Origin of the sequence: Streptomyces sp. ICC4, from assembly GCF_003287915.1 — a bacterium.
Lineage (GTDB): Bacteria > Actinomycetota > Actinomycetes > Streptomycetales > Streptomycetaceae > Streptomyces > Streptomyces tritrimontium.
This window is the reverse complement of the sequence record NZ_CP030286.1, coordinates 7,051,510-7,070,314: the sequence shown is the minus strand read 5'-3', so window position 1 is coordinate 7,070,314 and position 18,805 is coordinate 7,051,510. Positions and strand designations below refer to the sequence as shown.

At 72.1% G+C, this 18,805-nt stretch carries 15 protein-coding genes and 1 pseudogene; 3 read left to right on the top strand and 13 right to left on the bottom strand.

Going from position 1 to position 18,805, the window contains the following annotated elements:
* Nucleotides 1-44: 44 nt before the first annotated feature.
* A pseudogene (locus DRB89_RS45190) lies at nt 45-417 on the top strand (CBS domain-containing protein); the annotation flags it as partial.
* A 266-nt stretch (nt 418-683) separates the two neighbouring features.
* On the opposite strand, the gene DRB89_RS33195 reads toward DRB89_RS45190, so the two are convergent.
* The 3 genes from DRB89_RS33195 to DRB89_RS33180 form a co-directional block, all read right to left on the bottom strand.
* Nucleotides 684-1,097, bottom strand: a complete 414-nt coding sequence (locus tag DRB89_RS33195; protein ID WP_112463906.1) for an ATP-binding protein — start codon at nt 1,095-1,097, stop codon at nt 684-686.
* Nucleotides 1,098-2,603: 1,506 nt separating this feature from the next.
* Nucleotides 2,604-3,254, bottom strand: a complete 651-nt coding sequence (locus tag DRB89_RS33185) for a response regulator transcription factor (RefSeq protein ID WP_112463533.1) — start codon at nt 3,252-3,254, stop codon at nt 2,604-2,606.
* A gap of 256 nt (nt 3,255-3,510) precedes the next feature.
* Nucleotides 3,511-4,284, bottom strand: coding sequence for a serine protease (locus DRB89_RS33180; RefSeq protein WP_112451876.1), 774 nt, complete (start codon nt 4,282-4,284; stop codon nt 3,511-3,513).
* 131 nt (nt 4,285-4,415) lie between these two features.
* Between DRB89_RS33180 and DRB89_RS33175 the strand changes: the two genes are divergently transcribed.
* Nucleotides 4,416-5,315: a zinc ribbon domain-containing protein gene (locus DRB89_RS33175; protein ID WP_112451875.1), complete on the top strand. Its 900-nt coding sequence runs from the start codon at nt 4,416-4,418 to the stop codon at nt 5,313-5,315.
* 103 nt (nt 5,316-5,418) lie between these two features.
* On the opposite strand, the gene DRB89_RS33170 is transcribed toward DRB89_RS33175, so the two are convergent.
* From DRB89_RS33170 to hsaA, 5 genes are read right to left on the bottom strand one after another with little or no spacing between them, the layout of a single operon-like run.
* Complete coding sequence (locus tag DRB89_RS33170; protein ID WP_112451874.1) at nt 5,419-7,077, bottom strand: FAD-dependent oxidoreductase; 1,659 nt, start codon at nt 7,075-7,077, stop codon at nt 5,419-5,421.
* Complete coding sequence (locus DRB89_RS33165; protein ID WP_239516453.1) at nt 7,074-7,577, bottom strand: flavin reductase family protein; 504 nt, start codon at nt 7,575-7,577, stop codon at nt 7,074-7,076. The genes DRB89_RS33170 and DRB89_RS33165 overlap by 4 nt, the downstream gene beginning before the upstream one ends.
* A complete protein-coding gene (locus tag DRB89_RS33160; RefSeq protein ID WP_112451873.1) occupies nt 7,565-8,497 on the bottom strand; it encodes a VOC family protein in 933 nt (310 codons plus the stop codon). Before DRB89_RS33160 ends, DRB89_RS33165 begins: the two co-directional genes overlap by 13 nt.
* Before the next feature lie 18 nt (nt 8,498-8,515).
* Nucleotides 8,516-9,385 (bottom strand): 4,5:9,10-diseco-3-hydroxy-5,9,17-trioxoandrosta-1(10),2-diene-4-oate hydrolase, encoded by an 870-nt coding sequence (hsaD, locus tag DRB89_RS33155; RefSeq protein WP_112451872.1) that lies wholly within the window; start codon nt 9,383-9,385, stop codon nt 8,516-8,518.
* The gene (gene hsaA, locus DRB89_RS33150) at nt 9,382-10,551 is read right to left on the bottom strand and encodes a 3-hydroxy-9,10-secoandrosta-1,3,5(10)-triene-9,17-dione monooxygenase oxygenase subunit (protein ID WP_112451871.1); all 1,170 of its coding nucleotides are present in this window, start codon (nt 10,549-10,551) and stop codon (nt 9,382-9,384) included. The genes hsaD and hsaA overlap by 4 nt, the downstream gene beginning before the upstream one ends.
* A 222-nt stretch (nt 10,552-10,773) precedes the next feature.
* On the opposite strand from hsaA, the gene DRB89_RS33145 reads away from it, so the two are divergent.
* Nucleotides 10,774-11,646: an IclR family transcriptional regulator gene (locus DRB89_RS33145; RefSeq protein WP_239516452.1), complete on the top strand. Its 873-nt coding sequence runs from the start codon at nt 10,774-10,776 to the stop codon at nt 11,644-11,646.
* Between the two features lie 91 nt (nt 11,647-11,737).
* Here the strand turns inward: DRB89_RS33145 and DRB89_RS33140 are convergent, their stop codons facing one another.
* The 5 genes from DRB89_RS33140 to DRB89_RS33120 form a co-directional block, all read right to left on the bottom strand.
* On the bottom strand, nt 11,738-12,703 hold the full coding sequence (locus DRB89_RS33140; RefSeq protein ID WP_275432090.1) for a ferredoxin--NADP reductase: 966 nt from the start codon (nt 12,701-12,703) through the stop codon (nt 11,738-11,740).
* A 190-nt stretch (nt 12,704-12,893) separates the two neighbouring features.
* Nucleotides 12,894-13,091, bottom strand: a complete 198-nt coding sequence (locus DRB89_RS33135) for a hypothetical protein (RefSeq protein WP_112451869.1) — start codon at nt 13,089-13,091, stop codon at nt 12,894-12,896.
* A gap of 124 nt (nt 13,092-13,215) precedes the next feature.
* On the bottom strand, nt 13,216-14,754 hold the full coding sequence (locus DRB89_RS33130) for a methyltransferase (RefSeq protein ID WP_204357877.1): 1,539 nt from the start codon (nt 14,752-14,754) through the stop codon (nt 13,216-13,218).
* 360 nt (nt 14,755-15,114) lie between these two features.
* A complete protein-coding gene (locus DRB89_RS33125) occupies nt 15,115-15,681 on the bottom strand; it encodes a small secreted protein (protein ID WP_112451868.1) in 567 nt (188 codons plus the stop codon).
* Between the two features lie 239 nt (nt 15,682-15,920).
* Nucleotides 15,921-18,341 (bottom strand): sodium-translocating pyrophosphatase, encoded by a 2,421-nt coding sequence (locus DRB89_RS33120; protein WP_112451867.1) that lies wholly within the window; start codon nt 18,339-18,341, stop codon nt 15,921-15,923.
* Nucleotides 18,342-18,805: the final 464 nt, after the last annotated feature.

The following is an 18,805-nucleotide window of genomic DNA, read 5'->3' as shown; positions in this document are numbered from 1 at the left end:
CTGACCCCCGTTTCTGCAGGAGGCACGTTGTGAGGCTGGTCCGGATGCAGCCCCGCTCAGCCAGCGCCGACCCGGCGCCCCCTACGTTGGACGACACCATGGATGCGGCGGGCCCGCAGGTCGGTGACGACATGACGTTCGAGGTGGCCCTGTCCGTCATGGCGAGTGCCCGCGCGGTTCGTCTGCTGGTCTGTGACGAGGACGGCCTGTGCCCCGGGCTGGTCACACGAACCCGGGCCCAACTCGCCGCGATCCGCAACGGCAGCGCGTGTACGCGATGTTCTCGGCGATCGCGGGCCGTTCACCTCGCCCATGACCACCATGGCCAGGGCGGAACACGCGATGAGCTACCGCCGCCTCGACGCCCTGCCCGTCGTCGGCGAACAAGGCAGCGCTCTGGGCGTCCTCGCCCTTGCCCCGGCGCATGCCGCCACCCGAACACCGAAGAGGGCCCGACCGGCACGGGCCGCTCGGGCCCTTCCGCGTACCCACAGGGAAGCGCGGATGGGTGGGCCGCCCCTCCCGGGGTGTCGTGGCTACGGTGCGTCCCGGTTCGGCGGCTGTCCGTCTCGGGGGAGGGCGGCGTGCGCTGTGTCCAAGGCCTCGCCCGGATGGTCCGCGCCTTGTACGCACGACTGGACCGGCTGGTCGGGCCCGTGGCCGGCAGGCCGTAGGGCCCGGGTTCAGCGGGGGAGGGTGGCGGTGATCGCTTTGCCCGTGCCGGTCCGGGCCTGGGCGATGGTGACGTCGTGGGCAAGGCGTTGGATCATGGGCCAGCCGAATCCGCCGGTCCGGCCCGTGGGGTCGGGGGTGCGGTCCTGGGGGGGGGCCGGGCTGGGGTCTTCGACGATCACCTGGATGTGGTGGCGGTTCGCGCGGAGCTCCATGCAGGTGACCGTGCCGACGTGCCGGAGCGCGTTGGTCACCAGTTCCGATACCAGCAGCACCACGTTCTGGACAGTCGGTTCGGGCGGTGGCGGGTTGAGGCGGGCCAGGAAGTCGGATGCGGCCTCGCGGGCCTGCGCCGTCCGCACGGGCTGGCAGGCGGACTCCAGCGGGTGGGCAGCATGGCTGTCGGTCGTGCTCGGGTGGCGCATGTCCTTCACACCGTCCTGCGGCGTCCTCGTGTGGGATCAGTGCCGCCTTGTCCCGCTTACCCCGGGTAGGCAGGGGCACGCAGGGCTTTGACGGTGAGCCCGGGATCGCGTCACGCCGGTGCCGTCAGGACGTGATCGGCGTGGGGAAGCTCGGAGATATGGGCGGCCGCCCCTTCCAGGGGCAGGAGAGGCCGCAAGGGGCAGGAGACCGGGGTGCGGTCGTGATCGACTTCCCAGGTCGGCAAGGGAGCCGAATGGACGCAGGTGGTGGAAACGGCGTAGAGGGTGCCGGAACAGCCCCGGCACACCAGCGAGCCGTGGATCACGCGAGTACCTCCCCTCGAACCGACGCGGCTGCGCCGTCATCAGGATGGGCGTCCCCTGCCAGATACAGCTGCCGCAGCGTCCTTTCCGTTTCGCGCCGGAAGTGCTCGGCAGAGACCAGACGCTGCCACAGCGGGTCAAGGCGGCAGGGGACGGTGGCGCCGCGGGCCGTCCACTCCTCGGCCAGCCGCGCGTACAGGGGGTGCGCTCTCGTCCGGGACCTCTCCACCGGCCTGCCCACCGGCGTGCGCCGGACTACGGGAAGGCCGCCGGCGCAGTTGTTCCGGAAGACGGGCAGCGGCTCAGCGCTTGCCGCTGCCGGCCTGAGCACTGCGGTCGAGGCATGCCCCATGATCATCCGTCACGTGCGTCAAAACGATTCTTCCACCCCGTTGGACACCGTTTCCGGTTGGCCGCAACAGCCCCTGCCCCTCCTCCGCTCCCCTGGAGCGGCCGGGATCGGCAACCGCTCGCCGCAGTGGCGTCGCGAACTCGGCGGCGCGTCCGGTGTCCAGGTCCAGCTCGGCAGCCTCAGGGAGCAGTCGTGTTCGAGCCCGATTACCTCCTGACCAGCCAGGAGCAAATCTATCTCGGCTGGAGTAGACATTGGGCAGTGACGTGGCTATGGTTTCTCTCGTAGCCCAGCGAGACAGCAGGGCCTGGCAGAGACGAACTGCCGGCAGTAGTACACGCAGTACCCGTAGTACCCGTAGATGCAGTGCGCAGGACGGTGCGGTGGTGGAGTGTCGAAGCCAGGGCTGGTGCAGGACGGCGACGGGACTGACGACCGGACCGGGTGGCCCGCAGGCATCAGGGGCCACCACGAGCAGAACCCAGCAGTGAAGTGAGTGAGAGCGGTACCTCGGTGAAGGCGTCGACTGCGGGCGCGCGCATCGGGAGGTTCGGCAGTGGGGTTCTAAGCCAGAGCAGACGCAGGACAGGCGACGGGGCTGGCTGCCGAAACGTGGCGCTAGATCAGGCCACGAGCAGTACAAGCGGTTCGCAGTACAGCAGTACGTATCACCACCCGTAGTACCCGTAGATGCAGTGCGCAGGACGGTGCGGTGGTGGAGTTCCGAAGCCAGGGCTGGTGCAGGACGGCGACGGGACTGACGACCGGACCGGGTGGCCAGCAGTGATCAGGGGCCACCATTCGTCGGCAGCGTCAGAGGTGTGTAAGAGTCAGGTGCCTGCCAGGCCGCTCTCCCAGGCCCAGGCGGCGATTTCGACGCGGTTGCGGGCGTCCAGTTTTGCCTGGACGTTGGCGAGGTGGGTCTTGACGGTGGAGAGGGAGACGAAGAGTTCGCCGGCGATCTCGGCGTTGGTCAGGCCGCGCGCGAGGCAGCGTACGACTTCGCGTTCCCGGTCGGTCAGCGGCTCGGCCGGGCGGCGGGCGGCCTGGGCCGCCGGGATGCGGGGGGCCATTTCGCGCAGCAGCCGTACGGTGATCGCGGGTGAGACGAGGGAATCGCCGACGGCGGCGGCCCGGACGGCTTCAACCAGCATGGCCGGACTCGCGTCTTTGAGGAGGAAGCCGGACGCTCCGCCGTGGAGTGCGGCGTGGACGTACTCGTCGAGGTCGAAGGTGGTGACGATGACGATGCGGGGGCTGTCGGTGCCGGAGAGGCGGCGGGTGACTTCGAGCCCGTCGAGTTTGGGCATGCGGATGTCGAGGAGGAGGACGTCGGGCCGGTGTGCGGCGACGGCCTCGAGGGCGGCTTCGCCGTCGACGACGTCCGCGACGACCTCGATGTCCGGCTGGCTCTCGAGGATCATCCGGAATCCGGTCCTGACCATTTCCTGGTCGTCCGCGATGACCACTCTGATCGCCATGCGTTGCCTGCCCCACTGTCGCCCGCTGCCTGTGCCGTCCCACCCGGTGGGTTCTTCCCATGGGACCTGCGGGCGGCCGGGCCCGCAACCGCGCGTCGGGCCGCCGGGAGCATGCCGCGGGGCCGGAACGGCACTGTTCCGGCCCTGCGGTACTGCGGTCGACTTTACGTACATTCGGGGCATTGCGCCTCGTTCTTCCGGCCCGTGCGAGCCGGGCCGGAAGGACGAAGGAGGGCGCGGGGGTGTGTGCCGGGCCTCAGAGGGCCGCGGCCGCGCTCTTGATCGCCGCCGCGAAGGTGGAGACCTCGGTGTAGACGCCGGGGTAGTCGGGGCGGGCGCAGCCCTCGCCCCAGCTGACTATGCCGACCTGGATCCAGGCGTTCGCGTTGTCGCGGCGGAACATGGGGCCGCCGGAGTCGCCCTGACAGGTGTCGACGCCGCCCTGTGCGAATCCGGCGCAGATCTCCTCGGCGGGCACGATCGAGCCGCCGTAGGAGGCCTGGCAGGAGGTGTCGGAGACGAAGGGGACGGTGGCCTTCATGAGGTAGCGCTGCTGGCCGCCGCCTTCGCGGGTGGCGCCCCAGCCGGCGACGGTGAAGGTGCCGTTGTCGTAGGCCTTGGTGTCGGCGATCTTGAGGGTGGGCAGGTTGATGGGCTTGGCGAGCTTGATGAGGGCCCAGTCCTTGCCGGTGCCGTTGTAGCCGGGGGCCTGCTTGACCTTGGTGGACTTGACCTTGATGGCGCTGGAGCTGTTGAGGTCGACGACTCCGGCGGTGGCGGTGATGGAGGTGTTGTTGCCGGATCCGCTCACGCAGTGGGCGGCGGTGAGGACGATCTGCTGGGTGTAGAGGGCACCGCCGCAGCCCATGGAGAGGCGGACCATGAAGGGGAACTCGCCCTGGGCGGCGCGGGTGCCGCCGACGACGGGGGCCGTGCCGGCGGTGGCGGAGCCGGGCTGGAGGCTGACGGCCGCGAGGGCCACCGCGGCGACGGCGAGGGTGCGCTTGAGGGCGTTGGCAAGGGTGGACACAGTCGACACACTGCCTTTCGTGGGGGGTTGGGCTGTGCGCGTCATCGGGTGAATGACGAGGACATGACACACCGCACCTGTGGGCGCCATCAAGAACGCGTTTTCGGACAACTTCCGGCAGGAGGGGCCCCATGACGCACAACGGCCGCCGCGGCAGTCCGATCGAGCACGGATTTCCTCATCTGGAGACGGTCCGCACGGCCCTCACCGCACTGGTGCGGAGGCTCTCCGCCGACGGGGTCCGCGCCTACGACACGTCCTTCGCCCCCGCCGACGCGGCCTTCGGTGCCGCCGACGACCTCCACCTCGGCGCGCACCGGGTGGCGTCCGCGATGGTCCGCGCGCTGCGTCTGCCCGACGCGCGCATCGTGGTGGGCTTCCGCGCGATGGAGGAGGCGGCCACCGTGGAACTGACGGCCGGTCCCGAGTACTTCGTCGAGGTCAACGACCGCTTCCGCACGCACCGCCGCGATCTGGCGGCGGCCCTCGCCCACGAGGTCACCCACGTCCTGCTGCACCGCCTGGACCTGCGTTTTCCCGCCACCGCGGACAACGAGATCCTCACCGACACCGCCGCCGCCTGCCTCGGCGCGGGCTGGCTGCTGCTCGACGCCTACCGGGAGGACGAGCTCACCCACCAGAAGCTCGGCTACCTCACCCCGGAGGAGTTCGGCTTCGTCCTCGCCAAGCGCGGGCTGCTCCTCGGCGGCGAGGACCTCTCCGCCTGGTTCACCAGCCCGCAGGCGTACGAGGCGTACGTGCGCGGCCGCGCCCTGGCCCGGCGGGACCTGACCCGGGCCCCCCTGGCGGCCGCCGGCCGACCGGAGCGGCGCCGCTACCTCCGGGACCGCAGGGCGGGCGCGACGGCTCCGCGGCACGGGGCGGCGTACCGTTTCGAGGAGCACGCCGACGGGCTGCGCGTGGCCTTCCCCTGCCCGGTGTGCGGGCAGCGGCTGCGCCTGCCGGCCGGCCGCGGTCCGCTCCGGGCCCGCTGCGGGCTGTGCCGCACGGTGCTGGAGTGCGAAACCTGAGCGGTCAGTCGCCGCCGCTGCCGCAGCCGCAGCCGTCTGCGCAGCCGCCGTCCCCGTCGCCGCGGACGGACCGGGCGGGCGGGGCCCGGGCCGGGCGGGGCTCTCAGTCCTCCAGGGAGCGCGCGATCGCGTTGGCGGCGGCCCATCCGAAGGCCATCGCGGGTCCGATCGTCGCGCCCGGCCCGGGGTAGGTCTCCCCCATCACCGCCGCCGAGCAGTTGCCCGCGGCGTAGAGCCCCGCGATCGGCGAGCAGTCCTCGCGCAGCACCCGGCCTTCGGTGTCGGTGACCAGTCCGCCCTTGGTGCCGATGTCCCCCGGGTGCACGGGGACCGCGTAGAAGGGGCCCTTCTCGATCGGCGCCAGGTTGGGGTTGGGCAGCGTCGGGTCACCGTAGTAGCGGTCGTAGACGCTCTCGCCGCGCCCGAAGTCCCGGTCGACGCCCGCCTGCGCGAAGGTGTTGAAGCGGTGGACCGTCGCGGGCAGGCCCGGTGCGCCGATGGCGCGGGCCAGCTCCTCCACGGTGTCGGCCTTCTTCACGAAGCCGCTCTCCAGCCAGTTCTTGGGGAAGGGCTGTCCGGGGAAGAGGCCCGTGAAGAGGTAGCGGGACTTGGAGCGGGCGTCGAGGACCAGCCAGGACGGCACGGTCGTCGCCCCGGGCCGGTCGGCGGCGTACATCCGGTCGACGAACGCGTGGTAGGGCAGGGCCTCGTTGGCGTACCGCTCCCCCGCCCCGTTGACGATGACCATGCCCGGGATGCCCCGGTCGGCGACGAGGAAGAAGGGCTTCTCCCCCGGCGGGCACACCGACGGCGCGCCCCACACCTTGTCCAGCAGGTCGGTGGCGGCTCCCAGTTCCCCTCCCAGCCGCAGGGCGTCGCCGTTCTGGCCCTCCGCGGCGTGCGTCCACGCGGTGGACGTGGGCGCGGGCAGGTGCTTCTCGCGCAGCTCCTGGTCGTGCGAGAAGCCGCCCGCGGCCAGGACCACTCCGCCCCGTGCCGCCACGGTCACCTCCCGCCCGGCGCGCAGGACCCGTACGCCGCTCACCCGCCCGGCCGGGTCGGTGGTCAGGCCGGTCAGGGGCGCCGACAGCCACAGGTCGCCGCCCAGCCGGTCCAGGGAGAGCCGCATGCGGGCGATGAGCGCCTCGCCGAGGGAGAGGAGCCTGCGGCCGGTGGCCAGGGCTCCGAGCGCGCGCAGGCCGACCCGGACGGAGCGCCGCTTGCCGGCCCAGGTGCGGCCGACCATGTTCAGGAAGCGGAAGTCGTAGGAGGTCATGGTCAGCCCGTAGGTGGGCAGTCCGGCCCGGCGCATGGAGCCGGCCAAGTCGCCGAGGCTTCTGAAGTCGGCGATGCACGGCTCGACGGAGCGGCCCTGTGCCATGCCGCCCTGGGCCTCGGGGAAGTAGTCCGGGTAGCCGGGGGTGTACATGAAGCGGATCTCGGTGCGGTCGTGGAACTCCCGGACCATGCGCGGCCCGTGGTCGAGGTAGGCGTCCTTGCGGGCGTCCGGGACCCGGTCGCCGACGGTGGCGTCGAGGTAGGCGCGGGCCTTGTCGCGGGTGTCGGCGAGGCCGGCGCGGTCGAGGTGGAAGTTGCCGGGGACCCAGACGGCGCCGCCGGACAGGGCGGTGGAGCCGCCGTACTTGTCGGTCTTCTCGACGACGAGGACGCTCAGGCCCCGCAGCCGGGCGGTGACGGCGGCGGCGAACCCGGCGGCGCCGGATCCGACGACGACCACGTCGTAGGCGTACTCGCTTGTCATCCGAAGGCTCCCGTGGCGTAGTCGCTGCGGTAGTACAGCAGGGGTGATCCGCCGTCGCGGGCGCTCAGTTCGAGGACCCGGGCGGTGACGAGGTGGTGGTCGCCCGCCTCGTGGACCTCTTCGAGGGCGCAGTCGACGGTGGCGAGGGCGCCCTTGACGCGGACGGCTCCGTGGGCGGAGAGCTCCCAGTCGACTCCGGCGAACTTGTCCTCGCCGCGCCGGCCGAGGGCTTCGCACACCGCGCGCTGCTCCTCGGCGAGGATGCTGACGCCGAACCGGCCGGCGGCGCGGACCTTGGGCCAGCTGGAGGAGCCCTTGCCGACGCAGAGCAGGACCAGCGGCGGGTCCAGGGACAGGGAGGCGAAGGACTGGCAGGCCAGGCCCGCGGGGCGGCCGTCTTCCGCGAGGGCGGCGACGACGGTGATGCCGGAGGCGAAGGCTCCGAGGACCTCGCGGAAGGCGGCGGGGTCCACCGCGGCGGGCCCGGTCAGCCGTTCCACTGGTGGCCCCAGAAGCTGTCGGCGGTGATCTCCTTCGCGGTCCAGGTGGCGGGGTCGACGAGCAGGCCGTCCCAGCCGTATTCGACCTGGAAGCCGCCGGGGGCCTGGGCGTAGAAGGAGACCATGTGGTCGTTGGAGTGCCGGCCGAGGGTGGAGGCGATGGGGATGCCCGCCTTGTTCATGCGGTCGAGGCAGTAGCCGACGTCGTCGAGGGTCTCCAGCTCGACCATGAAGTGGACGATGCCGGGCGGCAGGGCTCCCGGGTAGAGGCCGAGACTGTGGTGGCGGCGGTTGGGGCTGAGGAAGTGCATCCAGTGGAAGTCGCGGCCGGGCGCGCCGGTGGGGACGGCGACCGGGGGCAGGCGCATCGAGTCGCGCAGCTGGAAGCCGAGGAGGTTCTCGTAGAAGTCGAGGGTGGCCTCGGTCTCGGCGGCGGGCAGGACGACGTGGCCCAGGCCCAGATTCTCGTGCGGGTTGTGGGGGCCGTGGGATCCGTGGGGTCCGCCGGTGACGAACCGGTTGCCGTACGGGGTCCCGAGCGGGCTGTGGTCCTGGGCCTGGCCCCAGTAGATCTCCAGGGGGTTGCCGCTCGGGTCCTCGCAGTGGATGAGGCCCTGGACGCGGCGGTCGGCGAGGGTGGCGTCGTCGGCCTGCTTGACGGGGTGTCCGGCGCTCTCGAGTTCGGCGGCGGCCTCCCGCAGGGCGCGGGCGTTCGCGACTTCGAAGCCGGCGGCGAGCAGCCGGTCCCGGTCGCCGGCGACGAACTGGAAGCGGTGCGTGCGGTCGTCGATGCGGACGTTGAGGCGGGTGTCGGTGGTGCCTTCGGCTTCGGCCATGCCGAGGATGTCGAGGACGTAGGTGCGCCAGGCGGCGAGGTCGGCGGTCTCGATGCGGAGGTAGCCGAGTGCGCGGATGTCCATGGGGTCTCCTGGGGGAGGTCAGTGGAGGAAGAAGTCGGTGGCGAGGCGGTTGAACGCGTCGGCGGCCTCGGTCTGTGCCCAGTGCCCGCAGTGCGGGAAGACGTGCAGGCGGGCGTCGGGGATGGTCTTGAGGGCCAGGAAGGCGCCGTCGACCGGGTTGACGCGGTCCTCGCGGCCCCAGGTCAGCAGCACGGGGCGGCTGATGCGGTGGGCTTCGCGCCAGAGCATGGCGGCCTCGGGCCACTTGGCGAAGGAGGCGCCCATACGGGCGTTGCCGAGCCGGGCTTCGGGGTCGGTGGCCTGGGCGTAGCGCTCCTCGACGAGGGCGTCGGTGACGATCGCCGGGTCGTGGGCGAGGGTGGTGAGGAAGGTCCGCATCTGCGCCCGGGTGGGTTCGGGGGCGAGGCTGAATTCGAAGAGCCGCTTGATGCCTTCGGTGGGGTCGGCGGAGAAGAGGTTGAGGGAGATCCCGCCGGGGCCCATGAGGAGGAGTTTGTCCACGCGTTCGGGGTGGTCCAGGACGAGGCGGGTGGCGGTGCCGCCGCCGAGGGAGTTCCCGATGAGGTGCGCCCGCTCGATGGAGAGTTCGTCCATGAGGGCGAGGACGGCGTTCGCGCTGAAGCTGAAGTAGTCGCGGTCGGGTTCGGGCTTGTCGGAGCGGCCGTAGCAGGGCTGGTCGACGAGCAGGGTGCGGAAGCGCGGCGCGAAGTGGGGCAGGTTGCCGCCGAAGTTGGACCAGCCGGAGGCGCCGGGGCCGCCGCCGTGCAGCATGATCACGACGGGTGCGTCGGGTGCGTGGAGGGGACGGGCCTCGTGGTAGTGCAGGGTCAGGTCGCCGGCCCGGGCGGTGCGGGAGGTGTTCTCGTACGTCAGTGCCCGCGCGCTCACAGCATCGTGTCCTGGATGTCGAGGCCGAGGGCGCCCTGCCCGAAGAGGACGAGGGCGCGCTCCGGGTCGTTGGCGGCGTGGCCGCGGCCGGTGTGGACGTCGCGCCAGGCGCGCTGGACCGGGTTCGGGCCGGTGCGCAGGGCGCCGCCGCCGGCGTTCTCCATGAGGAGGTCTACGGCGGCGACGCAGCGCTCGGTGGCGAGGACCTGGTCGCGGCGGACCCGGGTGCGCAGCGGCATCGGGAGTTCCTCGCCGCGCTCGGCCAGGGCGTAGAGCTCGGTGATGTTGCGCTGGAGCTGGAGCCAGGAGGCGTCGATGTCTCCGGCGGCGCGGGCGATGCGGACCTGGGCGAAGGGGTCTTCGGCGACCTGCTGGCCGTAGGAGATGCGGAAGCGTTCGCGGGTCGCGGCGACGTAGGCGTCGTAGGCGCCTTCGGCGATGCCGACGATGGGGGTGGAGATGGTGGTGGTGAAGACGGAGGCGTAGGGGAGGCGGTAGAGCGGTTCGGGGTTGGTCCGGTGGCCGGGGACCCGCAGGGCGGTGACGGGGCCGAAGCTGAGGGCGCGGTGTTCGGGGACGAAGACGTCCTCGACGACGATGTCGTTGGATCCGGAGCCGCGCAGGCCGACGGTGTCCCAGACGTCGTCGACGCGGTACTGGGAGCGCGGGACGAGGAAGGTCCGCATGTCGACGGGGCGGCCTTCGGTGTCGGTGACGAGTCCGCCGAGCAGGGCCCAGTCGGCGTGGTCGCTGCCGGAGGAGAAGTGCCAGCGGCCGCTGATGGTGAAGCCCCCCTCGACGGGGGTGACCTTGCCGGTGGGGGCGTAGGAGGAGCAGATCCGCGTGTCCTGGTCCTGGCCCCAGACCTCTTCCTGGGCGCGGGGGTCGTAGAGGGCGACGTGCCAGGGGTGGACGCCGACGACGGAGGCGACCCAGCCGGTGGAGCCGCAGGCCTTGGCGATCTCCTTGACGGCGGCGTAGAAGAGGGCGGGGTGGGCCGCGCGGCCGCCGTGCGCCGTGGGCTGGAGGAGGCGGAAGAAGCCGGTGGCGGCCAGTTCCTTGATGTTCGCCTCGGGGACCTTGCGCTGCGCTTCGGCCTCCGCGCCGCGCTCGCGGAGGGCAGGGGCGAGGGCGCGGACCGCTGCGAGGACCTCTTCGTCACTCATGGTGTCCCCTTCTCAGATCAAGGATCTTCGGGTGTTCGGGATCGATGGCGAGGAACGTACGCCGGGGTGGTCCGGGCGCGGAACGAGCTGTTCCCGCTGAGTGGGAAGCCCTCGCACTCCTACTTGAAGTATTACTGAATGAAATACCCCGGTCCGGATGCTTCCCTCCGGCCGGGGGTGCGTGGCAGGGTCGCCCCAACGCCTCACGCAGGGGGTTTTCTCGTGCTGGACCAGGTCATGGAGACCGAGCTCGCACCGCTGTCGCTGCTGGAGAAGGCCGCGAAAGTGCTGGGCGCCTTCGAGGGGCCGCAGCCGCGGCTGTCGCTCACCGAAGTCGTGCGCCGCTCCGGAATCCCGCGCTCCTCCGCCCATCGGATCCTCGACCAGCTGGTGCAGTTGCGCTGGCTGGACCGCGAGGGCCGGGACTACCGCATGGGCATGCGCATGCTGGAGCTCGGCGCGCTCGCCTCCCACCACAACCGGCTGCGCCGGGCCGCCCTGCCGCTGCTGCACGCACTGCACGAGCAGACGGGCCGGGTGGTGCACCTGTCGGTGCTCGACGGGGCCGAGGTGGTGTTCCTGGAGCGGATCGGCGGCTCGGAGGCCACCGCGGTGCCCTCGCGGGTCGGCGGCCGGATGCCCGCGTACTGCACGGCCACCGGCAAGGCGATCCTGGCGTTCAGCGATCCGGCCGTCGTGGAGCACGTCCTCGCGCAGGGGCTGCGGCCGCGCACCGCCCGCACGCTGGTGCGGCCGCTCGCGCTGCGTTCGGAGCTGGCGGCGGTCCGCGAGCGCGGGGTCGCCTTCGACCGGGAGGAGAGCTTCCGGGGCATCTCCTGCGTGGCCGCGCCGCTGCGGGGCGCCGGGCGGGCCGTGGCGGCGGTCTCGGTGTCCTCGGGCCGGGGCGACCGGGAGCCGGCCCGGCTGGCACCGGCGGTACTGGCCTGCGCGCGGGCGGTGTGGCGGGAGCTGTACGGGCCGGGCCGGCCGGGGCGGGCCGCCGCCTCCGCGCCGGCCCGGGATCCGGAGCCGGCCGTCTCCTCGCAGGCGATGGACAACATGATGGGGTGGCTGCGGTTCAGCGAGTGGATGTAGTGGGTAGTGGTACTCCATCGCACGAAAGAAGGTTCGGGCCCGACCCCTCGCCAGGGGGCCGGGCCCGCGCCCGTTGCGCGGCGCGCGCCGGTCAGTCCGCGTCGTAGCTGACGCGGACCCGGTCGCCGAGGGCCAGTGCCTGGCAGGCCAGGACGTAGCCGTCGGCCAGGTCCTCGGGGGCCAGGACCTCGTTGCGGACCATGGTGACCCCGCCCTCTAGCACCCGGCAGCAGCAGGCGCTGCAGGCGCCTTCGCGGCAGGAGTACGGAGCGGGGACGCCCGCGGCGAGCAGGGAGTCCAGGAGCGGGGTCCCGGCCGGCCAGGCCACGGTGTGCACGGTCCCGTCGAGCTCCACCTCGGCGGTGGCGCCGCCCCGGCCGGCGGGGGCCGAGGGGGGCGCCGCGGCGGCGGGGGCCTGGGCGAAGACGTCCCCGCCCAGGGAGAAGTACCGCTCGCGGTGGACGGAGCCGGCCGGGGCGCCGGCCGCGCGCAGGGCCGTCGCGGCCGCGTCCATCAGCGGGGCCGGGCCGCAGAGGTAGGCCTCGCGGTGTGCGTACGGGGCCACGAGCGGGCCCAGGCGCGCGGCGGTCGGCAGCCCCCGGAGGGACTCCAGCCAGTGCAGGACCGTGAGCCGGCCGGGATGCTCCCCGGCCAGCGCCCGCAGCTCGTCGCGGAAGATCACCGAGTCGGGGTCGCGGTTGGCGTACACCAGCGCGACCCGGCCCCGGCCGGCGGCGAGGGCGGACTTGGCGATGGAGAGCACCGGGGTGATCCCGCTGCCGCCGGCCACGAGCAGCAGGTCCCGGTCCAGGTCGGGCGGGGTGAAGGTACCGGCGGGCGGCAGGATGTCGAGCGCGTCGCCGACGGCCACGCTCCCGCAGAGCCAGCCGGAGCCCGCGCCTCCGGGGACCCGTTTGACGGTGATCCGCAGCGGGTCGCCGGTGTGCGGGGAGCCGGCCAGGGAGTAGCAGCGGGCCGCGCCGCCCGCCCCGCTCGATGAGGGAAGCCGCACGGTGAGGAACTGGCCGGGGCGGTACGGGAGATGCGCGTCGAGGATGAGGGAGACCGCGTCGGGGGTCTCCTGGATCCGGTGCGTGACGCGGACCGCCAGCGCGCCCGGGGCCCCGGACGGGAGCCCGGACGGGAGCCCAGGGCGCGCTGGCGGTCCGCGTCACGCACCGGATCCAGGACTGCCGGCCCGCCCGACCCCCGCGGTCAGTCCGACCGCGGCACCTCGGCCACCGCCGTCACAGCCGTCCGAGGCACCAGATCCCGAGGGCCAGCGACACCCCGCCGGCGAGCACCGCCAGCGGTACGGCCACGACGGGGCGCACGCCCTCGGCCACCTGCGCGCCGCGGCGGGCGCGCGCGCCCGTCCAAGCCAGCAGAGCGGCCCCGAACAGCAGGAACACGATCGCCGCGAAGACCGCCGGACCGTTTTCCACGCCGTTCCCCTTTTGCCCCCGGGCCGCTCTCGGGATCCCCCCGGATCCCGCTGTCCCGGAGACTTTCAGCCGAGGGGATACACCGGGCGAACCCCGGGTTACATCCTGGTTCCGACTGCCCGGCCTACTCCTCCGCGTCCGCCACGGGCTCCAGGAATCCCTGCTCCACGAGCACCCGGATCGACTCCGGAGTCCGGTCCCGCAGGACCACCGGGTCCTCTTCCACCAGCTGGGCGATGGCGTCCAGGATCCGCCCCGCGCTCAGTGATCCGTCACACACCCCGGCGAAGCCGGCGCCGACCGTGTCGACCTTGGTGGCGCGCCGCATCCCGCGGTTCTGCCGGAGCACGACGTGTTCCGGATCCTCCGCGCCGGGGGCTCCGACCTGCTCCTGGACGACCTCCGCGGTCAGCCGGAAGTAGCCCGCCAGCAGGGCGGCGTCGTCGTGGTCGCGGAGGTAGTCCTGCCGGGCGAAGTGCGCCAGGACGGTCTCCCCGAGCGGCTGTTCCACCGAATGCGGCCACTCCTCGACCACGACCGAGGGCTCGGCCGCGTCGCTGCGGCGCAGCGTGATCCAGCCGAAGCCGACCGCCTTGGTCTTGCGGGCCTCGAACTCGTCCAGCCAGTCCTCGTACCGCCGCTCGTACTCGGCGGGTTCGGTGCGGTGGTCGCCGGCGTCGCGCAGCCACAGCTCCGCGTACTGCGTGACGTCCTGCACGTCGCGCTGCACGATCCAGGCGTCGCAACCGCGCGGCACCCATCCCCGTACCCGCTCGTGCCAGTCCTCGCCGTCCACGTGCTGCCAGTTGCCGAGGAACTGCGCGTAGCCGCCGGGGTTGAGCCGGGCGCCGGCTTCCTGGACCAGGGTCCGGCACAGGTCGTCGCCGCCCATCCCGCCGTCCCGGTACGTCAGCCTGGCCCCGGGGGAGATCACGAACGGCGGATTCGAGACGATCAGGTCGTACGTGGCCCCGCCGACGGGCTCGAACAGTGATCCGGCGAGCAGTTCCGCTTCCGGTGCCCCGGAGAGCGCCAGCGTCAACCGGGTGAATTCCAGGGCCCGGGGGTTGACGTCGGTCGCCGTGACCCGGGTGGCGTGCTGTGCGGCGTGCAGCGCCTGGATCCCGGAGCCGGCGCCGACGTCGAGGGCCGAGCCGACCGGGATGCGGACGGTGATCCCGGCCAGGGTCGTAGAGGCCCCGCCGACGCCGAGGACCACGCCCTCCTCGCGGCTGCCGATGCCCCCGGCCCCGCCGACGGCGCAGCCGAGGTCGGAGACGACGAACCAGTCCTCGCCCTCCGGACCGCCGTACGGGCGTACGTCCACGGTGGCGTGGACCTCGTCGCCCTCCCGGCGCAGCCAGCCGTCGGCCAGCGCCGCGTCGACGGGAAGCGCCGCCGCGGCGTGCACGTACGGAACGGGCTGCCGCAGCAGGAACAGCCGGACCAGGCTCGCGAGCGGCTCGTCGCCGCGGCTGCGCGTGGCGCGCAGGGCGGGGACCGTCTCGCTGCGGGCGAGCGCCGCGTACGCCGGGGCGCCGAGCATGTCGAGCAGCCCGTCGGCGGTGAACCCCGCGGCGAGCAGCGCGGAACGGAGCTCGGCGGCGCGGTCGGACGAGGGGAGGCGGGCGGGCAGACCGGAGGGAAGGCTGGTGGTACTCACCCGCCCATTGTGGCCGCTGCCGCCGGCATTCCCCTGCGCCCCACGGCCTTCGGCGTGGGCGCCCGTCCGCACCGAAGGCCACCACCGGGGCGTACGGGCCCGGGCCGCTCCCCGACCGCGCGCAGCTCCGTACGGCACATCGCGGCGCAATCACGGGTCCGTGCGGGGTCCGTACGGGACCGGCGGGGATTCGTACGGGACCGGCGGGGTCCGTACGGGACCGGCGGGGATTCGTACGGGACCGGCGGGGCTGAGTGGGGCTTCGTGGCGCCCCCGAACACGCAGGAGCGGCCGGAGTCCCGAAGGACCCCGGCCGCTCCTGCTCTTCGCGCGGTGCCGCCGCCAACCCGGCGGGCCGGCTCAGGACTTCGCGGGCGCCGGCGTGGTCACCTGGCAGCCCTTCTGGCTGTTCATCGCCTTGTCCAGACCGCCCGACTTGAGCTGGTCGAGCGCTTCCTTGCCGCCCTTGGTGGCTTCATCCAGACCGCTGGCCACGTCCTTGAGGCCCTCGGCGAACTTGCCCTGGTCCTTCGCGTCGAGGGCGTCCATCTTCGTCTTCAGCGCGGTGTAGCCCTGCGCCGTCGACTCGAACCCCATGACCGCGGCGGCCTGGGTCTTCTCGCCGTCCTTGACCGGCGGAACACCCGCGCCCGTGAGGGCCGTACCCATCGCCTTGTACGACTCCGACATGGTCCCGAAGGCCGCCGAGTCGGTCGACTGGACCTCCTCGGGCTTGCTGCTCTCGGTCGCCACCCGCTTGATGTCGGCGTTGGCCTGCTCGATCTTCTTGAGCTCGGGCTGCCAGCTGTCGCAGACCTTCTTGGCCCAGGCGTCGGTCTTCTTGTCGCCGTCGTCCCCGCCGCAGCCCGACAGGACGAGCATCAGCACGGCACCGCCCGACACCGCGGCCGCAAGCTTCTTGTTCACCGGATTGGTCCCTTCGAAGGCTCTCGGCCCGGAAGATACACGCCCGCCATCCGGTAAACGCAAAGGCGGACGGACGGCGCGTCAGTCCGCGCCGCCTGTCCGCCATTCGGGCGTACGATCGAGTCGTCGCGCCCCGAGTCTCCGTCAGAAGACCGGGAGCCCTGGACCCGACCGGATCCCGGGACTCAGGAGGAGTCCGGGACTCGCGAGGAGTCCGGGACTCAGCCGGAGACCGGAACTCAGCCGGAGACCGCCGCCGCCGGGTCCGACGGCTGGGCCACCCGCTCCGCGGGCACGCTCCCGCCCTCGCCCTCTCCCTCGTCGCCGACCGCGATGCCGCGGCGCTTGGAGACGTACACGGCGCCGACGATGACGCCGATCGCGAGGATCGCGACGATCGCCCGCACGGTGGGGTTGGCGTCCGCGCCGTAGCTGAACTGCACGACGGCCGGGGCGATCAGCAGTGCCACCAGGTTCATGACCTTGAGCAGCGGGTTGATGGCCGGGCCGGCGGTGTCCTTGAAGGGGTCGCCGACCGTGTCGCCGATGACGACCGCCTCGTGGGCGGCACTGCCCTTGCCGCCGTGGTGCCCGTCCTCGACGAGCTTCTTCGCGTTGTCCCACGCGCCACCGGAGTTGGCGAGGAAGACCGCCATCAGGGTGCCGGTGCCGATGGCTCCGGCCAGGAAGGACCCGAGCGCGCCGACGCCGAGCGAGAACCCGACGGCGATCGGCGTGAGGACGGCGAGCAGGCCGGGCGTGGCCAGTTCGCGCAGCGCGTCCTTGGTGCAGATGTCCACGACGCGCCCGTACTCGGGCTTCTCGGTGTAGTCCATGATCCCGGGGTGCTCCCGGAACTGGCGGCGCACCTCGTAGACGACGGCGCCGGCCGAACGGGCCACGGCGTTGATGGCGAGGCCGGAGAACAGGAACACGACGGCCGCGCCCAGGATCAGCCCGACCAGGTTGTTGGGCTGGGCGATGTCCAGGCTGAGGTTCATCTCGTTCGCCTTGGCGCCGACTTCCTTGACCGCGTTGGCGATGGCGTCGTTGTACGAGCCGAAGAGCGCGGCCGCGGCGAGCACGGCGGTGGCGATGGCGATGCCCTTGGTGATGGCCTTGGTGGTGTTGCCCACCGCGTCCAGGTCCGTCAGCACCTGCGCGCCGGCGCCCTCGACGTCGCCGGACATCTCCGCGATGCCCTGGGCGTTGTCGGAGACCGGCCCGAAGGTGTCCATGGCGACGATGACGCCGACCGTGGTGAGCAGGCCGGTGCCGGCCAGGGCCACCGCGAAGAGCGCCAGCATGATCGAGGTGCCGCCGAGCAGGAACGCCCCGTAGACGCCGAGGCCGATGAGCAGCGCCGTGTAGACGGCGGACTCCAGGCCGACGGAGATGCCGGCGAGGATGACGGTCGCCGCGCCGGTCATGGAGGACTTGCCGATGTCCCGGACGGGACGGCGGTTGGTCTCCGTGAAGTAGCCGGTGAGCTGCTGGATCAGGGCCGCGAGCACGATGCCGATGGCGACGGCGACGAGCGCGAGGATCCGCGGGTCGCCGGCGTGGGCGAGGATCGCGGCGTCGTCGACGCCGACGAGCTCCTTGTAGGTGCCCGGCAGGTAGGCGTAGACGGCGATCCCGACGAGCACCAGCGAGATGACGGCGGAGATGAAGAAGCCGCGGTTGATGGCGGTCATTCCGCTGCGGTCGGTACGGCGCGGGGAGACCGCGAAGATGCCGATCATCGCGGTGACGACCCCGATGGCGGGGACGATCAGCGGGAAGGCCAGGCCCAGGTCGCCGAAGGCGGCCTTGCCGAGGATGAGGGCCGCCACGAGGGTGACGGCGTAGGACTCGAAGAGGTCGGCGGCCATTCCCGCGCAGTCTCCGACGTTGTCGCCCACGTTGTCGGCGATGGTCGCGGCATTGCGCGGGTCGTCCTCCGGAATGCCCTGCTCGACCTTGCCGACCAGGTCGGCGCCGACGTCGGCGGCCTTGGTGAAGATGCCGCCGCCCACGCGCATGAACATCGCGATCAGGGCGGCTCCGAGTCCGAAGCCCTCCAGGACCTTGGGCGCGTCGGCGGCGTAGACCAGGACGACGCACGAGGCGCCGAGCAGGCCGAGGCCGACGGTGAACATGCCCACCACGCCGCCGGTGCGGAACGCGATCCGCATGGCCTTGTGGGAGACCTCGGTCAGGTCCTTGGCGGGCTCCCCCTCGGCGGGGGTGGCCTCGCGCGCCGCGGCGGCGACACGGACGTTGGCCCGGACCGCGAGTCGCATGCCGATGTAGCCGGTGGCGGCGGAGAAGAGCGCGCCGACGAGGAAGAAGGCGGAACGTCCCGCCCGCTGCGACCAGTCGTCGGCGGGGAGCAGGAAGAGCAGGAGGAACACGACGACGGCGAAGACGCCGAGCGTGCGCAACTGCCGGCCGAGGTAGGCGTTGGCGCCTTCCTGGATGGCGGCCGCGATCTCCTTCATGGCATCGGTTCCCTCGTCGGCGGCGAGGACCTGGCGGACCAGGATCTGCGCGACGACGAGTGCGGCGATGGCGACGGCCGCGATGACGATCACGATGAGCCGGTTGTCATCGGTGAGTACTGCGGATGCCAGGTCAGTGGTGCGACCGGGCGCGATAGGGGTGAAGAGCCCCGTCATTCGTCCTCCTTGACGCGATGAGCTCAAGATGTGGACGGATTGTAGGGAGCGCGACCCGATCAAAACAGTACGCAGGAAACGGAATTGGCCTGCACTTGCTCCTCACCAATAGATCCGGTCACTCCATTACCCTCGAAAGTAGTAATGGGGCAAAGGCATTGACGCGCCGTCGTCGATCTAGGAAATCTCCGGCGCGGGGTCGGGATATCGATCTACGAACACACAAAAGGCCCTGCTCGGCAGGGCCTCGAATAAGATCAAAAAAGGGGCTGAAGGGGATCGAAAAAGGATCAGCAGAAGATCAGAAGAAGATCGGAAGATACGCCGGCACGCGCGGGAAACACTCCCGGGACCCACCGGACCCGGACCTCACCGGCTTGGCGGCACCCATCCGCTCTCCCGTCGGCAGACGGCCCCGCCGGCGGACTCGGTCCGGGGGCTGCGGAGCGCTGTGGAGCACCGCT

What these genes read in the sequence shown, in the direction of transcription:
- DRB89_RS33195 (WP_112463906.1), bottom strand. Translation starts at nt 1,097, where the DNA reads ATGCGCCACCCGAGCACGACCGACAGCCATGCTGCCCACCCGCTGGAG.
- DRB89_RS33185 (WP_112463533.1), bottom strand. Translation starts at nt 3,254, where the DNA reads ATGGCGATCAGAGTGGTCATCGCGGACGACCAGGAAATGGTCAGGACC.
- DRB89_RS33175 (WP_112451875.1), top strand. Translation starts at nt 4,416, where the DNA reads ATGACGCACAACGGCCGCCGCGGCAGTCCGATCGAGCACGGATTTCCT.
- DRB89_RS33170 (WP_112451874.1), bottom strand. Translation starts at nt 7,077, where the DNA reads ATGACAAGCGAGTACGCCTACGACGTGGTCGTCGTCGGATCCGGCGCC.
- DRB89_RS33160 (WP_112451873.1), bottom strand. Translation starts at nt 8,497, where the DNA reads ATGGACATCCGCGCACTCGGCTACCTCCGCATCGAGACCGCCGACCTC.
- hsaA (WP_112451871.1), bottom strand. Translation starts at nt 10,551, where the DNA reads ATGAGTGACGAAGAGGTCCTCGCAGCGGTCCGCGCCCTCGCCCCTGCC.
- DRB89_RS33120 (WP_112451867.1), bottom strand. Translation starts at nt 18,341, where the DNA reads ATGACGGGGCTCTTCACCCCTATCGCGCCCGGTCGCACCACTGACCTG.